This is a genomic window from Paraferrimonas sedimenticola, from assembly GCF_002282855.1.
GTDB classification, from domain to species: Bacteria; Pseudomonadota; Gammaproteobacteria; order Enterobacterales; family Shewanellaceae; genus Paraferrimonas; species Paraferrimonas sedimenticola.
Genome location: NZ_NRIR01000001.1, coordinates 67,915 through 86,649, shown reverse-complemented (window position 1 = coordinate 86,649; position 18,735 = coordinate 67,915). Strand labels below are relative to the sequence as shown.

General features: G+C 51.4%; 17 protein-coding genes. 8 read left to right on the top strand and 9 right to left on the bottom strand.

All coding sequences use genetic code 11. The features are described from left to right. Positions 1–8: 8 nt before the first annotated feature. The gene (locus CLC93_RS00390) at positions 9–1,235 is read right to left on the bottom strand and encodes an acyl-CoA dehydrogenase family protein (RefSeq protein ID WP_095503963.1); all 1,227 of its coding nucleotides are present in this window, start codon (positions 1,233–1,235) and stop codon (positions 9–11) included. Between the two features lie 23 nt (positions 1,236–1,258). Next, the gene (locus CLC93_RS00385; RefSeq protein ID WP_095503962.1) at positions 1,259–1,930 is read right to left on the bottom strand and encodes a histidine phosphatase family protein; all 672 of its coding nucleotides are present in this window, start codon (positions 1,928–1,930) and stop codon (positions 1,259–1,261) included. 109 nt (positions 1,931–2,039) lie between these two features. Between CLC93_RS00385 and CLC93_RS00380 the strand changes: the two genes are divergently transcribed. After that, complete coding sequence (locus CLC93_RS00380; RefSeq protein ID WP_095503961.1) at positions 2,040–2,939, top strand: LysR family transcriptional regulator; 900 nt, start codon at positions 2,040–2,042, stop codon at positions 2,937–2,939. A 14-nt stretch (positions 2,940–2,953) separates the two neighbouring features. Here CLC93_RS00380 and CLC93_RS00375 read toward each other — a convergent pair whose 3' ends face one another. Beyond that, positions 2,954–3,697 (bottom strand): SDR family NAD(P)-dependent oxidoreductase, encoded by a 744-nt coding sequence (locus CLC93_RS00375; RefSeq protein ID WP_095503960.1) that lies wholly within the window; start codon positions 3,695–3,697, stop codon positions 2,954–2,956. 249 nt (positions 3,698–3,946) lie between these two features. On the opposite strand from CLC93_RS00375, the gene CLC93_RS00370 reads away from it, so the two are divergent. Continuing rightward, complete coding sequence (locus CLC93_RS00370) at positions 3,947–4,759, top strand: SDR family NAD(P)-dependent oxidoreductase (RefSeq protein ID WP_169902737.1); 813 nt, start codon at positions 3,947–3,949, stop codon at positions 4,757–4,759. 140 nt (positions 4,760–4,899) lie between these two features. Beyond that, a complete protein-coding gene (locus tag CLC93_RS17665; RefSeq protein ID WP_342744922.1) occupies positions 4,900–5,238 on the top strand; it encodes a DUF1294 domain-containing protein in 339 nt (112 codons plus the stop codon). Positions 5,239–5,267: 29 nt separating this feature from the next. On the opposite strand, the gene CLC93_RS00360 is transcribed toward CLC93_RS17665, so the two are convergent. From CLC93_RS00360 to ubiG, 6 genes are all read right to left on the bottom strand, one after another. Continuing rightward, positions 5,268–5,681, bottom strand: coding sequence for a GNAT family N-acetyltransferase (locus tag CLC93_RS00360; protein WP_095503957.1), 414 nt, complete (start codon positions 5,679–5,681; stop codon positions 5,268–5,270). Between the two features lie 58 nt (positions 5,682–5,739). Further along, entirely contained in the window at positions 5,740–5,994 is a 255-nt protein-coding gene (gene yfaE, locus CLC93_RS00355; RefSeq protein ID WP_095503956.1) for a class I ribonucleotide reductase maintenance protein YfaE, read from the bottom strand. Between the two features lie 6 nt (positions 5,995–6,000). Then, on the bottom strand, positions 6,001–7,131 hold the full coding sequence (gene nrdB / locus CLC93_RS00350; protein WP_095503955.1) for a class Ia ribonucleoside-diphosphate reductase subunit beta: 1,131 nt from the start codon (positions 7,129–7,131) through the stop codon (positions 6,001–6,003). A 12-nt stretch (positions 7,132–7,143) separates the two neighbouring features. Continuing rightward, on the bottom strand, positions 7,144–9,465 hold the full coding sequence (nrdA, locus tag CLC93_RS00345) for a class 1a ribonucleoside-diphosphate reductase subunit alpha (protein ID WP_095503954.1): 2,322 nt from the start codon (positions 9,463–9,465) through the stop codon (positions 7,144–7,146). Positions 9,466–9,863: 398 nt separating this feature from the next. Next, entirely contained in the window at positions 9,864–10,511 is a 648-nt protein-coding gene (locus CLC93_RS00340; RefSeq protein WP_095503953.1) for an HAD family hydrolase, read from the bottom strand. Between the two features lie 2 nt (positions 10,512–10,513). Beyond that, on the bottom strand, positions 10,514–11,224 hold the full coding sequence (ubiG, locus tag CLC93_RS00335) for a bifunctional 2-polyprenyl-6-hydroxyphenol methylase/3-demethylubiquinol 3-O-methyltransferase UbiG (RefSeq protein WP_095503952.1): 711 nt from the start codon (positions 11,222–11,224) through the stop codon (positions 10,514–10,516). Between the two features lie 180 nt (positions 11,225–11,404). Here ubiG and gyrA point away from each other — a divergent pair, with 180 nt between their 5' ends. The 5 genes from gyrA to cmk all read left to right on the top strand — a co-directional run bounded on the left by gyrA (position 11,405) and on the right by cmk (position 18,686). After that, positions 11,405–14,098 (top strand): DNA topoisomerase (ATP-hydrolyzing) subunit A, encoded by a 2,694-nt coding sequence (gene gyrA, locus CLC93_RS00330; protein ID WP_095503951.1) that lies wholly within the window; start codon positions 11,405–11,407, stop codon positions 14,096–14,098. Positions 14,099–14,248: 150 nt separating this feature from the next. Beyond that, positions 14,249–15,331 carry a 3-phosphoserine/phosphohydroxythreonine transaminase gene (gene serC, locus CLC93_RS00325; RefSeq protein WP_095503950.1) on the top strand — a complete coding sequence of 361 codons (1,083 nt, stop codon included), beginning with the start codon at positions 14,249–14,251 and terminating at the stop codon, positions 15,329–15,331. A gap of 84 nt (positions 15,332–15,415) precedes the next feature. Further along, complete coding sequence (hisC, locus tag CLC93_RS00320; protein ID WP_095503949.1) at positions 15,416–16,519, top strand: histidinol-phosphate transaminase; 1,104 nt, start codon at positions 15,416–15,418, stop codon at positions 16,517–16,519. Further along, a complete protein-coding gene (gene aroA / locus CLC93_RS00315; protein ID WP_095503948.1) occupies positions 16,516–17,802 on the top strand; it encodes a 3-phosphoshikimate 1-carboxyvinyltransferase in 1,287 nt (428 codons plus the stop codon). The genes hisC and aroA overlap by 4 nt, the downstream gene beginning before the upstream one ends. Positions 17,803–17,996: 194 nt before the next feature. Then, on the top strand, positions 17,997–18,686 hold the full coding sequence (gene cmk / locus CLC93_RS00310) for a (d)CMP kinase (protein WP_095503947.1): 690 nt from the start codon (positions 17,997–17,999) through the stop codon (positions 18,684–18,686). The last annotated feature ends 49 nt before the right edge of the window (positions 18,687–18,735 follow it).

Sequence of the window (18,735 nt, the reverse complement as noted above, 5' to 3'; positions counted from 1 at the left end):
TTTCATCCTTATTGATTCTTTTGTTGCATCCAATCGCGGGCGAGATTGCGGCCCAGCTGCATCATGTGTACCTGATCTGGACCATCGGCCAGTCGAATCGCTCGAGCTAGGGTATAGGCGCGAGCCAAGAAAAAGTCCTGGCTAAGACCGGCGGCACCAAATAGCTGAATGGCGCGGTCGATGACCTTACAGCCCATATTCGGGGCAACGATTTTGATCATCGCAATCAGGTCTTTAGCGGCTTTGTTACCGCCAATATCCATTTTTTGCGCGGCTTTGAGGGTCAACAAGCGAGCTTGCTCAATTTCGCAGGCGGACCAAGCTAAGTCTTCGCGAACCGATTGCTGTTTGGATAGTGGGCGACCAAAGGCAATCCGAGTTTCGGCGCGCTCGCACATGTGCTCTAAGGCGCGTTGGGCCAGGCCAATGGTGCGCATGCAGTGGTGAATTCGACCCGGCCCTAAGCGGCCTTGGGCGATTTCAAAACCTCGTCCTTCGCCAAGCAGCATGTTTTCCACTGGTACGCGAACATTGTCGAAGATGATTTCGGCGTGTCCCTCTGGCGCATCGTCGTAGCTAAACACGTTCACTGGGCGAACCACTTTGACGCCAGGGGTGTTTGCGGGTACCAAAATCATCGACTGCTGGCGGTACTTGTCGGGGTTGTCCGGCGAGGTTTTACCCATGACGATGTAGATTTTACAGTGATTGTTGCAGGCCCCTGAGATGTACCATTTGCGGCCGTTAATCACGTACTCATCGCCATCGCGAACCATGGAGGTGGCGACGTTGGTGGCATCTGAGGAAGCAAGATCCGGCTCGGTCATGGCAAACGCCGAGCGAATTTCACCGTTTAACAAAGGCTTGAGCCACTTGTCTTGCTGTGCCGGGGTACCGTACTTTGCCAAGACTTCCATGTTACCTGTGTCCGGCGCATTGCAGTTAAACACCTCGGAAGCCCAGTAGACCCGGCCCATGATCTCCGACAAGGGTGCGTACTCTAGATTGGATAAGCCCGGGCTGAATTCGCCATAGCTTTTGTGCAAGAACAAGTTCCAAAGGCCTTGAGCTTTGGCTTTTTGTTTTAACTCTTCGAGGATAGCGGGTGGCTCCCAGCGATCCCCTTGGTCAACTTGCTCTTGCCACAAGGCTTCGTTGGGGTAGATGTGCTCGTCCATGAACTGCAGCAGCTTTTGTCGAAGTGCTTGTACCTCTGGCGTAAATTCGAAGTTCATCTTTTTGGTCCTTATCCACTGGCTTAGTGGTGGGTAATATCCAAGTGCGGCGCGTCTTTAAAATGCGCCACCGAATTAAAGCTGGTTAAACTGATTTGGCCCTTGCCGAATTTAAAGTGGCTTACCCCTGTGTTGGCGATTTGACGGTTCAGCTGAACCACACTGGCCGCTGGCGCATTCAGTACCTGTGCGGTGATTGCGGCAATCACTCCGCCTGAGGTGACTGCGACCACTTTTCGCGCCGGGCTGGCAATGATTTGCTCAATGAATCGAGTGACGCGTTGATTGAACTCTAACCAGCTCTCGGACAACATCTGGCTGTCGAGTTGGTCAGCTTGCCAAGCGTGCATGGCTTGGCTGAGCTGATGAAACACAGCGCTGGAGTCATGCCATTGCAGCGGCTCTGTTAAGCCTTGCTGGCGGCGGTAGGCTGTCAGTATCGATTGAAAGTCGTATTCATTCAGACTAGCGCTGGCCTCAGCGGGCAGTGCCAACTGGCTGCCAAGGGCCATGCCATCTAGGGTTTGCTGGTGGCGCTTGAGTTGTCCGGTAACTATTGAGTCGCACTTGGCCAATTCTTCGCAAAAGTACTCACCAAGACGCTGGGACTGATGGGCGCCCAATTCAGACAGTTGGTCGTAATCTTGTTGGCCAAAACTGGCTTGTGCGTGGCGAATCAGATATAGGTCAGGCATTTCAGTTCAATTCTTGTGTCTATGTTTAGCAGGATAACAATCCGGTTTAATATTTTTAAAATTTATTTTATAAATAGATTGGTATTCACCTTGTTTATAGTGGTAGCCAATGCATAAGGTCGATTTAAATCTATTTGTCGTTTTAGAAGCTGTGTATCGGGAGCGCAATCTCACTCGCGCTGCCGAGCAGTTACACGTGACCCAACCGGCAATCAGCAACTCGTTGAAGCGCTTAGGCCGTCACTTTGATGACCCCTTGTTTGTGCGTCAGTCCAACGAGATGGTGCCAACTCAAGTGACAAAGCGGATCATTGAGTCGGTGCGTTTGGGAGTCGACTCGCTAACCAGTGCCGTGGAGCAATCGCTGCAATTCGACCCGGCAAACGCGATACAAGATGTGATGTTGTCGATGAACGACGTGGCGGAGCTGAGCTTTTTACCGCCGGTGCTAAAGCACATTCGCCCCTTAGCACCGCAATTGAAGCTTCACAGTGTGGACGTGGCTCGCAAAGAAATGGTGCGCGAGCTGGCGCTTGGACGTATCGACTTTGCCATTGACCCTCCGATAGTCAGTCACCCTGACATAGAACACAGCTTGATTCACTCGAGCGAGTACGTGTGCTTGGTACGCCCGGGACATCCCATTATCTCGAATGACTTTGGCCTGGATGATTACTTGTCGCTAGAGCACGTGCACATTTCCAAGCGGCCGATGGGCACAGGCCATGTGGACCACGCTCTTAATCGACTGGGGCTAAAGCGCAATATCGCTCATCGAATTCAACACCACACCATTGCTCAAAGCTTGCTGATCGACAGCGACTTAGCGGTGACAGTGCCAACCGACATTGCCCGCCAAACCGAGCTGGTATCACTGCCTTTACCATTTGCGATTGAGCCGCAACAGTGGCATCTGTACTGGCATAAAAACCAGCAGGCCAGCGAGATGCATGCTTGGTTGCGCCAGCAAATCGTGTCGGTATGCGAGAAGCTGGCGCTGTCGGACTAGTGGTTAGTGGCCAGTTACAAACACTGGCCGTCGTCTAACGCTAAGGTTTGACCGGTGAGAAAGTCTTGCCCTGGCTGGCACAGGTAAACGATGGCTTTGTCGAGGTCACTTGGCACACCCACCCGTTTTCGAGGCATGGTGGCTGTGAGGGCTTGTCCCGGTGGGGTATCAAAAAACTCGGCGTTAAGTTCGGTTTTGATGTAACCAGGGGCTAGGGTGTTCACGCAAATGCCTTTGTTTATCCACTCTCGAGCAAATTGTTGGCTCAGGCGCGCAATGGCCGATTTGCTGGTGCCGTAGACCGTATGACCTGGTATGGCTTTACGATCCGACACAGAGCCAACATTGACGATACGACCGGCTATCCCTTTGCCCATCCAGCGACGAGCGAGCTCGGTGGATAGGAAATAGGGCCCTTTTAAATTCAAATCCATTACAAAATCAAAATCTTGCGGTGTCATATCAATGGCTTTTTTGCTGATTGAACTGCCGGCATTGTTGACCAAGCAATGAATATCACCGGCCATAGTTTCGGCCTGATCAACCGCGGCTTTAAAGCTGTCGATGTCGGTAACATCCAGCGCCAGTGGGTGGGCCTGACCTCCAGCACTTCGAATCTCTTCACAGATGGATTGCAGTTTATCGATTCGGCGCGCAGCGGCGATGACGGTGAAACCATCGGCGGCCAGTGCTCGACAGAATTGTGCGCCTAATCCGGATGACGCGCCGGTGACTAGAACTGTTTTGTTGTCGCTCATTGGTGTACTTCCTATCCCTAGTGACAAGTGGTGGCGGACTTTGTTTTTGTTACAGTTAGTGTAAACAAATCAAACCTAGGACTCGGTGTCAACCGTCGATACTCAACTAAATTGCATTCGAGCAACTATTCATAATGTGAATGCTAGCCTATTCATACAATTCATTTGTTTAATGTTTGTTGTAATTTTAGGATGGAGAACATCAATGGCTCGGTGCGAAGCAACACGGAAAGTCACATGAACACTCACATGAAAAGAATGAGAATTTTTATCACTGGCGGCGCCAGCGGCTTAGGAAAAGCGATAGCCACCCACTACGCCAAACAGGGCTATGCGGTGGCGATTGGTGATATTGACCCAATCGCGCTGGCTCAGGCGCAGCAACAACTGACTCAGTACACAAGTGATGTCCTTGCCATCGATTGTAATATCACCGCACTTGAAGATCTGGAGTCGGCACGAGCGCAAATTGAATCGGCCTGGGGGGGCTTGGACATTCTGGTGAACAACGCCGGGATTGTCGGTAAAGTCGGTTTGCTGGATGCCTTGGCCATTGAAGACTGGCATCAAGTGCTGGATATCAATCTGCTCGGTGTGGTTCGTGGAATTAAGGCCTTTGCCAGCTTGTTTAAGCAACAGGGCAGCGGTGCCATCGTCAATATTGCCTCCATGGCGGGGATCACTAATAGTCCCACTATGGGCATCTACAGCACCTCCAAAGCCGGGGTGATTGCCTTAACAGAGACGCTGGAATACGAGATGGCGGCTTATGGGGTTAGCGCTCACGTGGTTTGCCCGGCCTTCTTTGAAACCAACTTAACCAAGTCCATGAACTCCAGCGCCAAAACCAAGAGCTTCGTGGAAGGAGCGATGGCGAAATCCAGTATTGATGCCAACGACATCGCCGCCATGATTGCTCAGCAGGTGGAAGACGGGGAGCTTTACATGATGCCTCATAAGCGCGAGCGTCGTTTGTGGCAACTCAAGCGCTTCTTTCCTAAGTGGTATCAGCGCAAGTGTCACAAATGGTACGTTAAGCCAGTGGTCAAAAAGCCTGCCTAGATTGGAGTAGCAAGGCTTTTCTGGGCTGCCGTTTTTGGGCAGAATGAGCTCCAATTCTAGTGAATTGAAGTGCACCTATTTTGAAGCAAGGATCCAACAAATCCACCTTCCATGGCAAAGTGAGCTACGCCTTTGTCGCCATGTTTTTTACTCTTTTAGCTCTCTTGTATTTGATGAGTAGGCTGCCAATAGCAATTCTGGGGTTTTACCTCTTGGTCAGCCTAGTCACGTTTTTGAGCTACGGCTTGGATAAACGAGCTGCCAAAAAGGGCAAGCGTCGAACGCCAGAGCGTCGGCTGCATCTGCTAGCTTTGGCGGGAGGCTGGCCAGGGGCATGGTTGGCGCAAAAGTACTATCGCCACAAAACTCAAAAAACCGAGTTTAGGTTTATGTTTTGGCTAACGGTGCTATTTAATCTTGGGGCGTTGATGTGGATGCAAACAGCGGATGGGCAACGACTGTTTGTCAGTCTGTTTTAGCCCGAGCTTCTGGCTAGAGCGGGTGTTGGTTAAAGTACTTTGGCCAAGAAGAAGCGTGCCGGACCGTCGCCATAACCACTGATTTCACCCGCGATTTCAAACCCCAACTTTTGATAAAACACGGGTGCCTGAAAATCTAGGGTGTCCACTTGAGCACATTGGCACTGACGCTGCTTAGCTTGTTCTAGGGCCATTTCCATCAGTTGTTTACCCAGACCTGTGCCGCGGGCTGATGAGTGCACCCAAACCACTTCAATCAAAAAGTTGTTGTAGATGGTTCGCCCTGACACACCGCCAATAATCTCGCCCTCGTTGTTGCGAGCTACAGTTGCCAAAGGCTTTGAGGTTTCGGGCCCCAAATGTTCTCGGTTGAAGCTGCGCACGCCGTCAACTAAGGCATCGAAGACTTCAGAATGGCTTTCATTGATGATTTCTAGCTTCATTGGCCTTGTCACCATTGGGCGTTGTTAGGGGCGGGGTGGAGACTTGTCGGGGGTGATGCTATTCGATGTTAACTTCTACATCCCCAACCGGGTAGCAACAGCAGGGTAAGCACTCGTCGCTTTCCACGTGGGACAGAGGTTCGTCGGGGTAACTCACTTCACCGTTAACCAGCTTGATACGACAAGTGCCGCAATATCCATTGCGACACTCGCTGTAGCTTTCAACCTTGTTGTCCTCTAGGGTTTCTAACAAGGTGCGGTTATCGTCCGCGTAGAAAATTGGCTTGTGATTCTTAAGGTAGATCCAGCTCATTGAGGGCTAAAGCTTAAAGCCCTCAAGTGCCGCCATATCTACGTCAGCATCAATTTGACCAACTAGGTAGGAAGACACTTCCACTTCTTGTGGAGCCACTTGTACCGCGTCACTCTCCAGCCAGTTCTTCATCCACGGCAGTGGGTTTGAACGCGACTCAAAGTGAGGTTTTAGGCCAACCGCCTTCATGCGCTGGTTAGTGATGTATTCAACGTATGAGCACAAAATTTCTTCGTTAAGGCCAATCATAGAGCCGTCTTTAAACAGGTAACGCGCCCACTCTTTTTCTTGCTCGGCAGCATCGATAAAGATTTGGCGAACCTTGTCTTCGCACTCCATGGCAATTTGCACCATTTGCAGGTCGTCTTTGCCGTTGCGCATGATGTTCATCATCGCCTGAGTACCGTTAAGGTGCAGAGCTTCATCACGGGCAATCAAGCGAATGATCTTGGCGTTACCTTCCATCAACTCGCGCTCGGCAAAGGCAAACGAGCAAGCAAAGCTGACGTAGAAGCGAATCGCTTCCAGTACGTTAACCGAGGCGATACACAAGTACAGACAAGTCTTAATCTTGTACTCGTTGACTTCGACCATCTCACCGTCAACCTCATGCGTACCTTCGCCGTGCAGGTGATACACCTGAGTCAGCTTAATAAGCTCGTCGTAGTATTGCGAAATGTCGCTGGCGCGGTTAATGATGTGCTCGTTCACTACGATGTCGTCAAATACTTCCGCAGGATCTTTAACGATGTTGCGAATAATGTGGGTGTACGAACGGCTGTGAATGGTTTCACTAAAGGCCCAAGTTTCAATCCAGGTTTCTAGCTCTGGAATGGATACCAAAGGCAGCAGCGCCACGTTTGGCGAGCGACCTTGGATTGAGTCCAGCAGGGTCTGGTACTTAAGGTTCGACAAGAAAATGTGCTGCTCGTGCGCTGGCAACTGAGCAAAGTCGATTTTGTCCTTAGTGACGTCCACTTCTTCTGGACGCCAGAAGAAGCTCAATTGTTTTTCAATAAGCTTTTCAAAAATCTCGTGCTTTTGCTGGTCGTAGCGCGCCACATTTACCGGCTGTCCCATGAACATAGGTTCGTTCATAGGGTTGTTGGCGGTCTGACTAAAAGTGGTATAGCTCATGATTTGGCTCCGTTAAATCTTGCAGCCGCCGCCGGCGCAATCGTCATCTTCTTGAATTAGGGTCTCAACCGAGCGGTCTTCCGCTTTCTGGTCGCTGTTGGTGTCTTGGTGCTGCTCAGACGCGCCATCACGAGTGTTATGGTAGTAAAGCGTCTTCAGACCAAGCTTATAGCTCAACAACAGGTCTTGCAGCAGTGACTGCATAGGCACCTTAGAGTTGGCGTAGCGAGTTGGGTCGTAGCTGGTGTTCGCTGAAATCGCCTGGTCGACGAACTTCTGCATAATACCCACAAGCTCTAGGTAACCGCGGTTGCCCGGCATGTCCCATAGCAGCTCGTACTGGTCGCGCAGCTCTTCAAACTCTGGCACTACCTGCTTGAGAATACCGTCTTTCGACGCTTTCACTGAAATCAGGCCTCGTGGTGGCTCGATGCCATTGGTGGCATTCGACATTTGCGAACTGGTTTCTGAAGGCATTAGCGCTGACAGGGTCGAGTTGCGCAGACCGTACACTTCGATATCGCTGCGCAGTTGATCCCAGTCTAGGTGCAATGGCTCGTCGCAAATCTCGTCTAACGCCCGCTTGTAGGTATCAATTGGCATGATGCCTTTGGCGTAGTTGGTTTCGTTGAACTTAGGACAAGCACCTACTTCTTGAGCAAGCTTGTTACTCGCTTTCAGCAAGTAGTACTGAATCGCTTCGAATGTCTTGTGGGTTAGGTTGTTGGCCGAACCGTCTGAGTACTTAACGCCATTCTTGGCCAAGTAGTAGGCAAAGTTAATCACACCCACACCCAGAGTGCGGCGGTCCATTGAGCCCTTAAAGGCCGCTGGAATTGGATAGTCTTGGTAGTCCAACAGGCTATCGAGAGCGCGGATGGCCAGTTCAGCCAGCTCTTCTAGCTCGTCTAGGCTGTTAATTGCACCTAGGTTGAACGCTGACAGAGTACACAGGGCGATCTCGCCTTCTGGATCGTCTACGTTGTTCAATGGCTTGGTCGGCAGAGCGATTTCCAAACACAGGTTAGACTGACGTACCGGTGCCACTTTCGAGTCGAACGGGCTGTGAGTATTACAGTGGTCCACGTGCTGCACATAGATGCGGCCGGTAGAGGCGCGCTCTTGCATCATCAGTGAGAACAACTCAACCGCTTTGATTTTCTTGTGGCGGATGCTGTCGTCTTGTTCGTACTTAACGTACAGCTCTTCAAACTTGTCTTGGTCTTCAAAGAAGGCGTCGTACAGGCCTGGAACGTCAGACGGGCTGAATAGGGTAATCTCACCATTGTTGATCAAACGCTGATACATCAGCTTGTTGATCTGCACGCCATAGTCCAAGTGACGCACGCGGTTCTCTTCAACACCGCGGTTGTTCTTAAGCACCAGCAGGTTTTCCACTTCCAAATGCCACATTGGGTAGAACAGGGTGGCTGCACCACCGCGAACACCACCTTGAGAGCAGCTCTTAACCGCGGTCTGGAAGTACTTGTAGAAAGGCAAGCAACCGGTGTGGAAGGCTTCGCCGCCGCGAATTGGGCTACCCAGGGCGCGAATACGACCGGCGTTAACACCGATACCGGCACGCTGGCTGACGTATTTAACTATGCTTGAAGCCGTGGCGTTAATCGAATCCAGGCTGTCACCACACTCAATCAGTACGCAAGAGCTGAACTGGCGAGTTGGCGTACGTACCCCCGCCATGATCGGCGTAGGCAGAGAAATCTTAAACAGAGATACCGCGTCGTAAAAACGCTTCACCAAGTCCAGACGAGTGGCCTTGGGGTAGTGAGCAAATAAGCAAGCCGCGACCAACATGTACAGGAACTGAGCGCTTTCAAACACCTCGCCAGTCACGCGGTTTTGTACCAAGTACTTTCCTTCGAGCTGCTTCACCGCCGCGTAAGAGAAGTTCATGTCGCGCCAGTGGTCGATGTGCTCGTCTAGTTCGTCCAGCTCTTCTTTGCTGTAGTCCGCCAGAATGTGGGCGTCGTAGCGATGGGTCTCCACCATGTTGGTGATGTGCTGATAAAGCGTTGGTGGCTCAAACTGACCGTAGGCTTTTTTGCGCAAGTGGAAGATGGCCAAGCGCGCTGCCAGGTATTGGTAGTCTGGCGTTTCGGCGCTGATTAAGTCGGCTGCCGAGCGAATAACGGTCTCGTGAATGGTTTCGGTAGGAATGCCATCGAAGAATTGAATTTGAGAGCGCAGTTCGACTTCGGATACGGATACGTTATCCAATCCTTCTGCGGCCCATGCGATGACTTTGTGGAGTTTCTCCAGATCCAAAGGTTCACGTTCACCGTTGCGCTTGGTGACAGTCAACATTTTGTTCATTGCGCTCATGCCTGTTTTGAGGACGTCATTATGCTTAACGTCTTGGGTTCAACTTCGTTTGTTTTTTGGGTTGGAGTTGCCCAGAAATCGGGTCTCAATCCTTTGCTACCAACTGAAAGAAGCCCATAGTGTTAGTATTTTGTGAAGCACACTATATATAGGGTTTCATGCGTAACAAACTACAAGATAATGAGGTCGCTCAGACAATGCAAGCCGAAATTTCGTTGATCTGGGACAAAGATTTGGCAAGATTTTTGCGCCATTCCGGCTAGAGTTAGTGTTGACTAACCTGAGCCTCAAATCCAAGGCGACTTTTGCCAAAATCAAGCAATTTTTTTGCACATTTTTGGTGCGCAAAAATGTCGAAATTGATTGGCGAATCTTTGGCTAGTCAAGTCCTAATCAAGATGGCCGAGCAAATCTAGCGGTGACTCAATTAGGCGGTCTTTTGGCCAACTGGCAATCGGGTCTTCGGCTTTAATGTAGCCCCAGCTCACCGCCACCGCTTGCATTCCAACTGCGTGGGCTGCTTCCATGTCGCGACGAGCATCCCCTAGGTACCAAGAGCGAGAAGAGTCCACTCCCAATTGTTGACTGGCCAATCGCATCGGAAACGGCGAGGGCTTAGCTTTGATACAGCTATCACCACTGATGACAGTACCAAAGGTATCGATAAGGTCTAACGCTTCCAGCAGTGGACGGGTAAATCGCGCCGGCTTGTTAGTGATCACTCCGAGCTTAAAGCCTCGAGTCTGCAGCTCGCTGAGCAGTTCTGGCATCTCAGGGTAAAGACAAGCGCGCTCGCCATTTCGAGCCACATAGTGCTCGAGCAAACTGGCTTTTAGTTCGATTACTCGTTCGTCCGGTAGCTCGCCAAGAGCGGCACGCAGAAGTCCGGTAGAGCCGTCGGAAGTGAAACTGCTGACCTTGTCAAAAGGCGCGGGCTGGTAGCCGTGAGCGACGAGCGTGTCATTGAGCGCCGCCACCAAATCTGGAGCAGTGTCGATAATGGTACCGTCTAAATCAAAGAGAACCGCGCCTGCCATATTTACCCCTGCTTCTCACACACAATCATGTAGTTGACGTCTAACTTACGGGTGTAACCAAAGGTTTGGGTCACTGGGTTGTAGCGAATGCCCATACTACCGCTAGGAATAAAACCGGCCTTGTCGCACAAGGACATAAGCTCAGCAGGTTGGATGAACTTGCTGTGGTCGTGAGTGCCCACTGGCAACATCTTTAGTAGGTACTCAGCGCCAACGATGGTTTGCAGATAGGCCATCAGGTTTCGGTTAATGGTAGAGAAGAAGGCGAAGCCACCGTCTTCTAGTAGGTCAAAGCAGGCTTTTATCACCGAGGCAGGGTCGGGTACGTGCTCTAGCATTTCCATGCAGGTCACTACCTGATACTGGCCTGGTGCTTCGGCGGCTAACTCTTCGGCAGTGATTTGGCGATAGTTGAGCTCGAGCTGGCTTTCAAGGGCGTGCAATTTGGCCACTTCAAGAGGCTCGCCACCCATATCAATGCCGTCCACTTTGGCGCCTAAACGAGCCATGCTTTCGGACAAAATACCGCCGCCACAACCCACGTCTAAAGTTTTTTTGCCGAATAATCCACCGCATTCACGGTCCACATAATCCAGTCTTAGGGGGTTTAATTGATGTAACGGCTTAAAATCCCCCTCGGGATCCCACCAAGAGGCGGCCATTTTTTCAAATTTACTGATTTCTTGAGGATCGACATTGATGCTTTGAGACATGAACCACAGCCTATTTTTGTTGTTCTGAGATCTGCGCCCATTATAGCGACAAACGGGCGCTTTCCTAGTGGTCTAACAGCACTAGTCAAAGGATTTTACTGTGGTATGATGCCATGTTAATTCGTCGACAAGTGCAAAAACAAAAGTGTCGGCGTCTCTCAAACGGGGAATGAGTGATTTATGACAAATCTGGCTACTGAAATTACGCCGATTAACATCGAAGAAGAACTAAAAAGTTCCTATTTGGATTACGCCATGAGCGTGATCGTGGGTCGTGCACTACCGGACGTACGTGACGGCCTCAAACCAGTTCACCGTCGTGTGTTGTTCGCCATGAACGAACTGAAAAACGACTGGAACAAGCCTTACAAAAAATCTGCCCGTGTGGTGGGTGACGTAATTGGTAAATATCACCCTCATGGTGATAGTGCGGTTTACGACACCATTGTTCGTTTGGCGCAAGATTTCTCTATGCGCTACACCCTAGTCGACGGCCAAGGTAACTTTGGTTCGATTGACGGTGACGCCGCTGCGGCGATGCGTTACACCGAAATCCGTATGGACAAGCTAGCCCATTCTTTACTTGCGGACCTAGACAAAGAAACCGTCGACTTTGTACCTAACTACGACGGCACCGAGCACATGCCTTCGGTGTTGCCAACTCGCGTTCCCAACCTGCTAGTCAACGGTTCATCCGGTATTGCGGTAGGTATGGCAACCAACATCGCCCCGCACAACCTGACCGAAGTGGTTAACGGTTGCTTGGCGCTGATCGACAACCCTGACCTCACCATAGCTGAGTTGATGGAGCACATTCCAGGCCCTGACTTCCCAACCGCGGGTATTATCAGCGGTCGCAAGGGTATTATCGACGCCTACAACACAGGTCGCGGCAAAATCTATATGCGCGCCCGTGCGGAAGTGGAAGTTGAGAACAATGGTCGCGAGCGCATCATTGTTACCGAGATCCCATACCAGGTGAACAAGGCGCGATTGATTGAGAAAATCGCCGAGCTGGTTAAAGACAAGAAAATTGAAGGCATCTCAGGCCTGCGCGATGAGTCTGATAAAGACGGCTTGCGCGTGGTCATTGAGATTAAGCGCGGCGAAGTGGGCGAAGTGGTTCTAAACAACCTTTACGCTCAAACCCAGCTTCAAACCGTATTTGGCTTGAACATGGTGGCGCTGTCTAACGGCCAGCCACGTCTGTTCAACCTAAAAGAAATGCTAGAAGAGTTCCTGCTTCACCGTCGTGAAGTAGTAACCCGCCGTACCGTATACGAGTTGCGCAAAGCCCGCGACCGTGCCCACATCCTAGAAGCCTTGGCGATTGCACTGGCCAACATCGACCCAGTGATTGAGCTTATTCGCAACGCGGCAACTCCAGCCGAAGCCAAGTCTCTACTGCAACAACGCGGTTGGGATCTGGGTAATGTTGCTGCCATGCTTGAAAAAGCCGGCGACGATGCGGCTCGCCCTGAGTGGCTAGAAGACCAATACGGTATTCGCGATGGTCAGTACTACCTGACCGAGCAACAAGCCCAAGCGATTCTGGACCTGCGTCTGCACAAGCTGACCGGTCTAGAGCACGAGAAGATCCTCAACGAGTACGAAGAGCTTCTGGAAATCATCGCAGGCCTGATTCACATTTTGACCAGCCCTGAGCGTTTGCTTGAAGTGATCCGCGAAGAGTTGGTGTTGGTAATTGAAGACTTTGGCGACGAGCGTCGCACCGAAATCTCCAATGCCTCCCACGACATTAGCCTAGAAGACTTGATCAACGAAGAAGATGTGGTTGTGACCCTGTCGCACCTAGGCTACGTGAAATACCAGCCGCTAACCGATTACCAAGCGCAGCGTCGCGGTGGTAAAGGTAAAGCAGCAACTAAGGTGAAAGACGAAGATTTCGTCGAGCGTTTGTTGGTGGCTAACACCCACGACACCATTTTGTGTTTCTCTGACAAAGGTAAGATGTACTGGCTCAAGGTTTACCAGCTGCCGCTGGCCAGCCGCCAAGCCCGTGGTCGTCCAATTGTCAACCTGTTGCCGCTGGACGAAAACGAGCGCATTACCGCTATTCTGCCGGTGCGCGAGTACGCCGAAGACAAGTACATCATCATGGCGACCGCCGATGGTACTGTGAAGAAGACTGCACTAACTGCCTACTCGAATCCACGTGCCAACGGTATTATCGCGGTTAACCTGAAAGAAGGTGACCAACTGATTGGTGTGGACATTACCGACGGCAGCAACGACATCATGTTGTTCTCTGATGCCGGTAAAGTGGTTCGCTTTAACGAGAAGCTGCGCGACAGCGAAACTGGTGAAGTGAAAATCGACCCAGAAACCGGCGAAGAGATGTCTGCGCTGCGTGCCATGGGCCGTACCGCTACCGGTGTTCGCGGTATTCGCCTAGAAGGCGACCAGAAAGTGGTTTCTCTGATTGTGCCGCAAGGCGATGGTCAGATTCTGACGGTCACCGAGAACGGTTATGGTAAGCGTACTCAGTTGGAAGACTACCCAGCCAAGAGCCGTGCGACTAAAGGTGTGGTTTCGATTAAGGTGTCTGAGCGTAACGGTGCCGTAGTTGGCGCGGTTCAGGTCAACGACAACGACGAAATCATGCTGATCAGTAACAAGGGTACTTTGGTACGTACTACGGTTGAGGGCGTGAGCTCGGTTGGCCGTAATACTCAGGGTGTCACTCTTATCCGTACCGCTGACAACGAGTTGGTAGTAGGTCTTGAGCGCATTGATGAGATTCAAGTGGAAGAAACCGATGAAGTGGAAGCACTAGAAGGTGCCGAAGCGGGTGAAGTTTCTGAGCAAGCGCCACAAGCGGATGACGCAGGTGATGAGGGCGAAGAGGCCTAATTCCAGCCCGCTCATTCGAGCAAAGTGAAAAAGTTGCGAGCGCCTATTGGCGCTCGTTTTATTTGCGGGCATTCTAACGTATGCTTGGGAGCCCCATAACAACAACTCAAGCTGTATCAAACCGCTTTAACCACAAATTGAAGGACCGCTATGCGAGTGTTTAATTTTTGCGCTGGGCCAGCCATGCTGCCCACCGAGGTAATGGCGCAAGCCCAGGCCGAATTGTTGGATTGGCAAGGGCAAGGGGTATCCGTGATGGAAATGAGCCATCGCAGCCCAGAATTTATCGCATTGGCCAAAGGTGCGGATGCGGATCTGCGTGAACTTCTCACTATCCCTGACGATTACCACGTGTTGTTTATGCACGGTGGCGGTCGCGGTCAATTCGCCGCAGTGGCGATGAACTTGTTGGGTGATAACGGCAAAGCGCTGTACTTGCGCTCGGGCAGCTGGTCTAAGGCCGCTGCCGAAGAGGCACGCCGCTTTGGCGAAGTCGATGAAATCGAAGTTATCGAAGAGCGTGACGGCACTAAAGCGCTCAATATGCCAAGCTTTAGCGCGGAACAAGGTGACTATCGCTATTTGCATTATTGCCCTAATGAAACCGTCGACGGCATTGAGATCTCAGAAGTACCGGATTCACCTTGGCCGATTGTCGCCGATATGTCATCGTGCATTTTGTCCCGTCCAATCGACGTGTCTAAGTACGGCCTGATTTACGCCGGTGCGCAAAAGAACATTGGCCCATCGGGTTTGAGCTTAGTTATCGTCAAACGCGACCTACTCGAACTGCCATCCTTGCCAATGCCAAGCATCATGGATTACCGCATCACTGCTGAGAATGAGTCCATGTTTAACACCCCACCGACTTACGCTTTGTACATAGCGGCGTCGGTATTTGCTTGGCTTAAAAAGCAAGGCGGAGTGGCGGCCATGGGTGAGCGCAATCAACGCAAAGCTGACGAGCTGTACGATTACATCAATCAATCGGATTTCTACAAAAACCCGGTGGCGAGTAATTTGCGCTCGCGGATGAACGTGACTTTTCAGTTGGCTGATGAGTCACTTAATAGTGAGTTTTTGTCTCAGGCCAAGGCCCGAGGCTTACTGGCGCTTAAAGGTCACCGCAGCGTAGGCGGTATGCGCGCCAGTATCTATAACGCCATGCCGCACCAAGGCGTGTTGGCGCTTGTCGCCTTTATGGATGAGTTTGCCAAAGCGCAACAAGCATAAGATTGATCGACAGTGGATTTACTGGAACAGGTTTAAAAGCCGTCGCGAGCAGCGACGCCAAATAAAAGAACAAGGATAACAACAATGAGCTGTGATTTTATTGGACTGGCCAACACTGGCGTACAAGGACTCAAGCCATACGAGCCGGGTAAGCCGATTGAGGAGCTTGAGCGTGAGCTAGGCATTAGCGACATCGTCAAATTGGCCTCTAACGAAAATCCACTGGGCCCAAGTGCGTCGGTGCGTCAGGCGATTGATAACGCGGTCGCCGACTTAAGTCGCTATCCAGATGCTAGCGGCTACGGCTTAAAGCAGGCCTTGTCTTCTCGTTTGAGCGTGTCGCCTGAACAGATTGTATTGGGCAATGGCTCCAACGAAGTACTTGAGCTGGTTTTCCGCACCTTCGTTACGCCTCAGCATCAGGTGGTTTATTCTCAGTATGCCTTTATTGTGTACGCGCTCTTGACCCAGTCGTGCGGCGCCAAGCATCGTGCGATTGCCGCCAAAGACTACGGTCATGATTTGGACGCCATGCTGGCGGCGGTCAATGATGACACTCGCTTGATGTGCGTCGCCAACCCCAACAACCCAACCGGCAACTTTATCGATGCGGCTACCTTAAAAGCCTTTATCGCCAAAGTGCCGTCTGATGTGTTGGTGGTATTGGACGAAGCCTATTACGAGTACTTGAGCGAAGAAGAGAAAGCCGATTCTTGTGCTTGGGTAAACGAATTCCCGAATCTAATTGTGAGCCGCACTTTCTCTAAGGCCTATGGTCTTGCCGGCTTGCGCGTGGGCTACTGTGTGTGTCACCCACAAGTGGCCGACCTATTAAACCGAGTTCGCGAACCCTTTAACAACAACAGCTTAGCTTTGGTAGCAGCCGAAGCGGCACTGAACGACGACGAATACCTTGCCCAAAGCGTCGAGCTTAATCGCACCGAACTTAAGCGCGTGTGCGATTGGTTAGACGCTAAAGGCATCGACTATATTCCTTCCAAGGGTAATTTCGTCACCATTAACATTCAAAAAGACGCAATGCCGACCTACCAGGCGCTGCTAGAGCAGGGCGTGATTGTGCGCCCCATCGGCGGTTACGGTATGCCACAGCACTTGCGTGTGAGTATTGGGCTTCCAGCGGAGAACGACCGCTTGTTAGAAAGCCTTGAAAAGATAGGATTTGCATGAAGCAATTAAGCTTAGCCCCCATCGCTTCGATTAATGGGGAAATTAATATTCCAGGCTCTAAGAGTATCTCTAACCGAGCCTTGTTGCTGGCAGCCATGGCGCAGGGACAAACCACCCTGACCAATTTGCTCGATTCCGATGACATCCGCCACATGCTTAACGCTCTCAGTCAACTGGGTGTGAGCTATCAGCTAAGTGACGACAAGCGCACTTGCGTGGTGGATGGCGTTGGTGGTGCTTTTCAGTCGAATAAAGCCCTGAATCTATTCTTGGGTAACGCCGGTACTGCGATGCGTCCTTTGTGTGCAGCGCTTACCTTGGCTCATGGCGAGTTTGAACTCACCGGTGAGCCGCGCATGGAAGAACGTCCGATTGGTGATCTCGTTGATGCATTGCTCCCGCTGGGTGCTGAGGTTGAGTACCTTAAAAACCCAGGCTTTCCACCGCTTAAAATTTCAGGCTCAGGCTTGAATGGCGGTGAGGTAAGTATTGCCGGTGACTTGTCGAGTCAGTTTTTGACCGCGCTATTGATGGTGGCGCCAATGGCCAAGGGGGATGTCACCATTCGCATCAAAGGCGAGTTGGTGTCTAAGCCGTACATTGATATTACCCTGGCCATCATGGCGCGTTTTGGCGTCGAAGTGAGCCACGATAACTATCAGGTGTTTGAGGTGAAAGGTAACCAAACTTATCAAGCGCCAGGCACTTTCTTGGTGGAAGGGGATGCCTCGTCGGCGTCTTACTTCTTAGCGGCGGGCGCGATTGCCGGTGGTGAAGTGAAAGTCACAGGCGTGGGCAAAGCGGCCATTCAGGGTGACGTGAAGTTTGCCGATGCGCTAGCGGCCATGGGCGCGGATATCGAGTGGGGTGATGATTACATCATCGCGCGTCCTGGGGTGCTAAAGGGCATCGACATGGATATGAACCACATTCCGGATGCAGCGATGACCATAGCGGCAGCGGCGGTGTTTGCCGAAGGTGAAACCGTGCTGCGCAACATCTACAACTGGCGCATCAAAGAAACCGACCGCTTAGCGGCCATGGCGTGCGAGCTTAAGAAAGTGGGCGCTGTGGTGGAAGAAGGCCACGACTATATCAAGGTCCAAGGCCCGGTGGATTTGGCCAAAGCGGATATCGATACCTACAACGACCACAGAATCGCCATGTGCTTTAGCCTAATGGCGTTTGGTAAAGCGGGCGTGGTTATCAATGACCCGGATTGTACCTCAAAGACCTTTCCAACTTACTTCGAAGAGTTTGACCGTCTGACGTCAAACAGATAGTAGTGTCAGGCCGCAGTTGATTGCTGAAACGGTGTAAAGGGTGACCTTTACACCGTTTTTATTTTGAAGTTTGCCAACAAAAATTGGTGGATTCGATTATACTATGCGCGCATTTTTTAGCGTGCCTTTTGATCTTGTTATCAGCGCGCGCAGTTTTCAGGGGTTACCCCTTAAGTATTAACTCGGAGACGACTATGTTGGATAGGGCACCGGTAATTACCATCGACGGCCCAGGTGGTGCAGGGAAAGGCACGATTTGTCAGCTTTTGGCAAAACAATTGGAGTGGCATTTGCTCGACAGCGGCGCACTGTATCGCGTGCTGGCGTTAGCGGCCATCTACCGAAATGTGGATTTCACCAACGAAGAAGCGCTTGGCCTTTTGGCAGCGCACTTAGACGTACAATTTTTAAGCGGCGATAACGGCGTAAAAGTTGTTCTGGAAGGCGAGGATGTCTCCAAGGCCATTCGTTCGCAAGAGTGTTCCGATGCCGCCTCTCGAGTGGCGGCTTTCCCACGAGTTCGCGAGGCACTTTTGCGTCGCCAGCGCTCCTTTCGAGCCGCGCCTGGACTAGTGGCCGACGGTCGCGATATGGGCACTGTGGTTTTTAACGATGCCGAGTGCAAAATCTTTCTGACCGCCAGCGCCGAAGAGCGCGCCCAGAGGCGCTATAATCAGTTGATAGAGAAGGGCTTCGATGTTAACATTGACCGCCTTTTGGCCGAGATAAAGGAACGCGATGCGCGCGATACCGGGCGCAAAGTGGCACCTTTGATCGCTGCCGAAGATGCATTAATTATTGACACCACAGGGTTAAACATTGACCAAGTGATGGATCGGGTAACCGAATACGTCGCCGATGTGTTGTCGCTAGATTTGGGCTAAGGCCCAATTTTTATTGGTGTTCTAGGATCGGAACGCCTTGTTAAACAAC

Bases quoted from the DNA above. Each gene is read 5' to 3' on its own strand.
- CLC93_RS00390 (WP_095503963.1), bottom strand. From the start codon at position 1,235: ATGAACTTCGAATTTACGCCAGAGGTACAAGCACTTCGACAAAAGCTG.
- CLC93_RS00385 (WP_095503962.1), bottom strand. From the start codon at position 1,930: ATGCCTGACCTATATCTGATTCGCCACGCACAAGCCAGTTTTGGCCAA.
- CLC93_RS00380 (WP_095503961.1), top strand. From the start codon at position 2,040: ATGCATAAGGTCGATTTAAATCTATTTGTCGTTTTAGAAGCTGTGTAT.
- CLC93_RS00375 (WP_095503960.1), bottom strand. From the start codon at position 3,697: ATGAGCGACAACAAAACAGTTCTAGTCACCGGCGCGTCATCCGGATTA.
- CLC93_RS00370 (WP_169902737.1), top strand. From the start codon at position 3,947: ATGAAAAGAATGAGAATTTTTATCACTGGCGGCGCCAGCGGCTTAGGA.
- CLC93_RS17665 (WP_342744922.1), top strand. From the start codon at position 4,900: ATGTTTTTTACTCTTTTAGCTCTCTTGTATTTGATGAGTAGGCTGCCA.
- CLC93_RS00360 (WP_095503957.1), bottom strand. From the start codon at position 5,681: ATGAAGCTAGAAATCATCAATGAAAGCCATTCTGAAGTCTTCGATGCC.
- yfaE (WP_095503956.1), bottom strand. From the start codon at position 5,994: ATGAGCTGGATCTACCTTAAGAATCACAAGCCAATTTTCTACGCGGAC.
- nrdB (WP_095503955.1), bottom strand. From the start codon at position 7,131: ATGAGCTATACCACTTTTAGTCAGACCGCCAACAACCCTATGAACGAA.
- nrdA (WP_095503954.1), bottom strand. From the start codon at position 9,465: ATGAACAAAATGTTGACTGTCACCAAGCGCAACGGTGAACGTGAACCT.
- CLC93_RS00340 (WP_095503953.1), bottom strand. From the start codon at position 10,511: ATGGCAGGCGCGGTTCTCTTTGATTTAGACGGTACCATTATCGACACT.
- ubiG (WP_095503952.1), bottom strand. From the start codon at position 11,224: ATGTCTCAAAGCATCAATGTCGATCCTCAAGAAATCAGTAAATTTGAA.
- gyrA (WP_095503951.1), top strand. From the start codon at position 11,405: ATGACAAATCTGGCTACTGAAATTACGCCGATTAACATCGAAGAAGAA.
- serC (WP_095503950.1), top strand. From the start codon at position 14,249: ATGCGAGTGTTTAATTTTTGCGCTGGGCCAGCCATGCTGCCCACCGAG.
- hisC (WP_095503949.1), top strand. From the start codon at position 15,416: ATGAGCTGTGATTTTATTGGACTGGCCAACACTGGCGTACAAGGACTC.
- aroA (WP_095503948.1), top strand. From the start codon at position 16,516: ATGAAGCAATTAAGCTTAGCCCCCATCGCTTCGATTAATGGGGAAATT.
- cmk (WP_095503947.1), top strand. From the start codon at position 17,997: ATGTTGGATAGGGCACCGGTAATTACCATCGACGGCCCAGGTGGTGCA.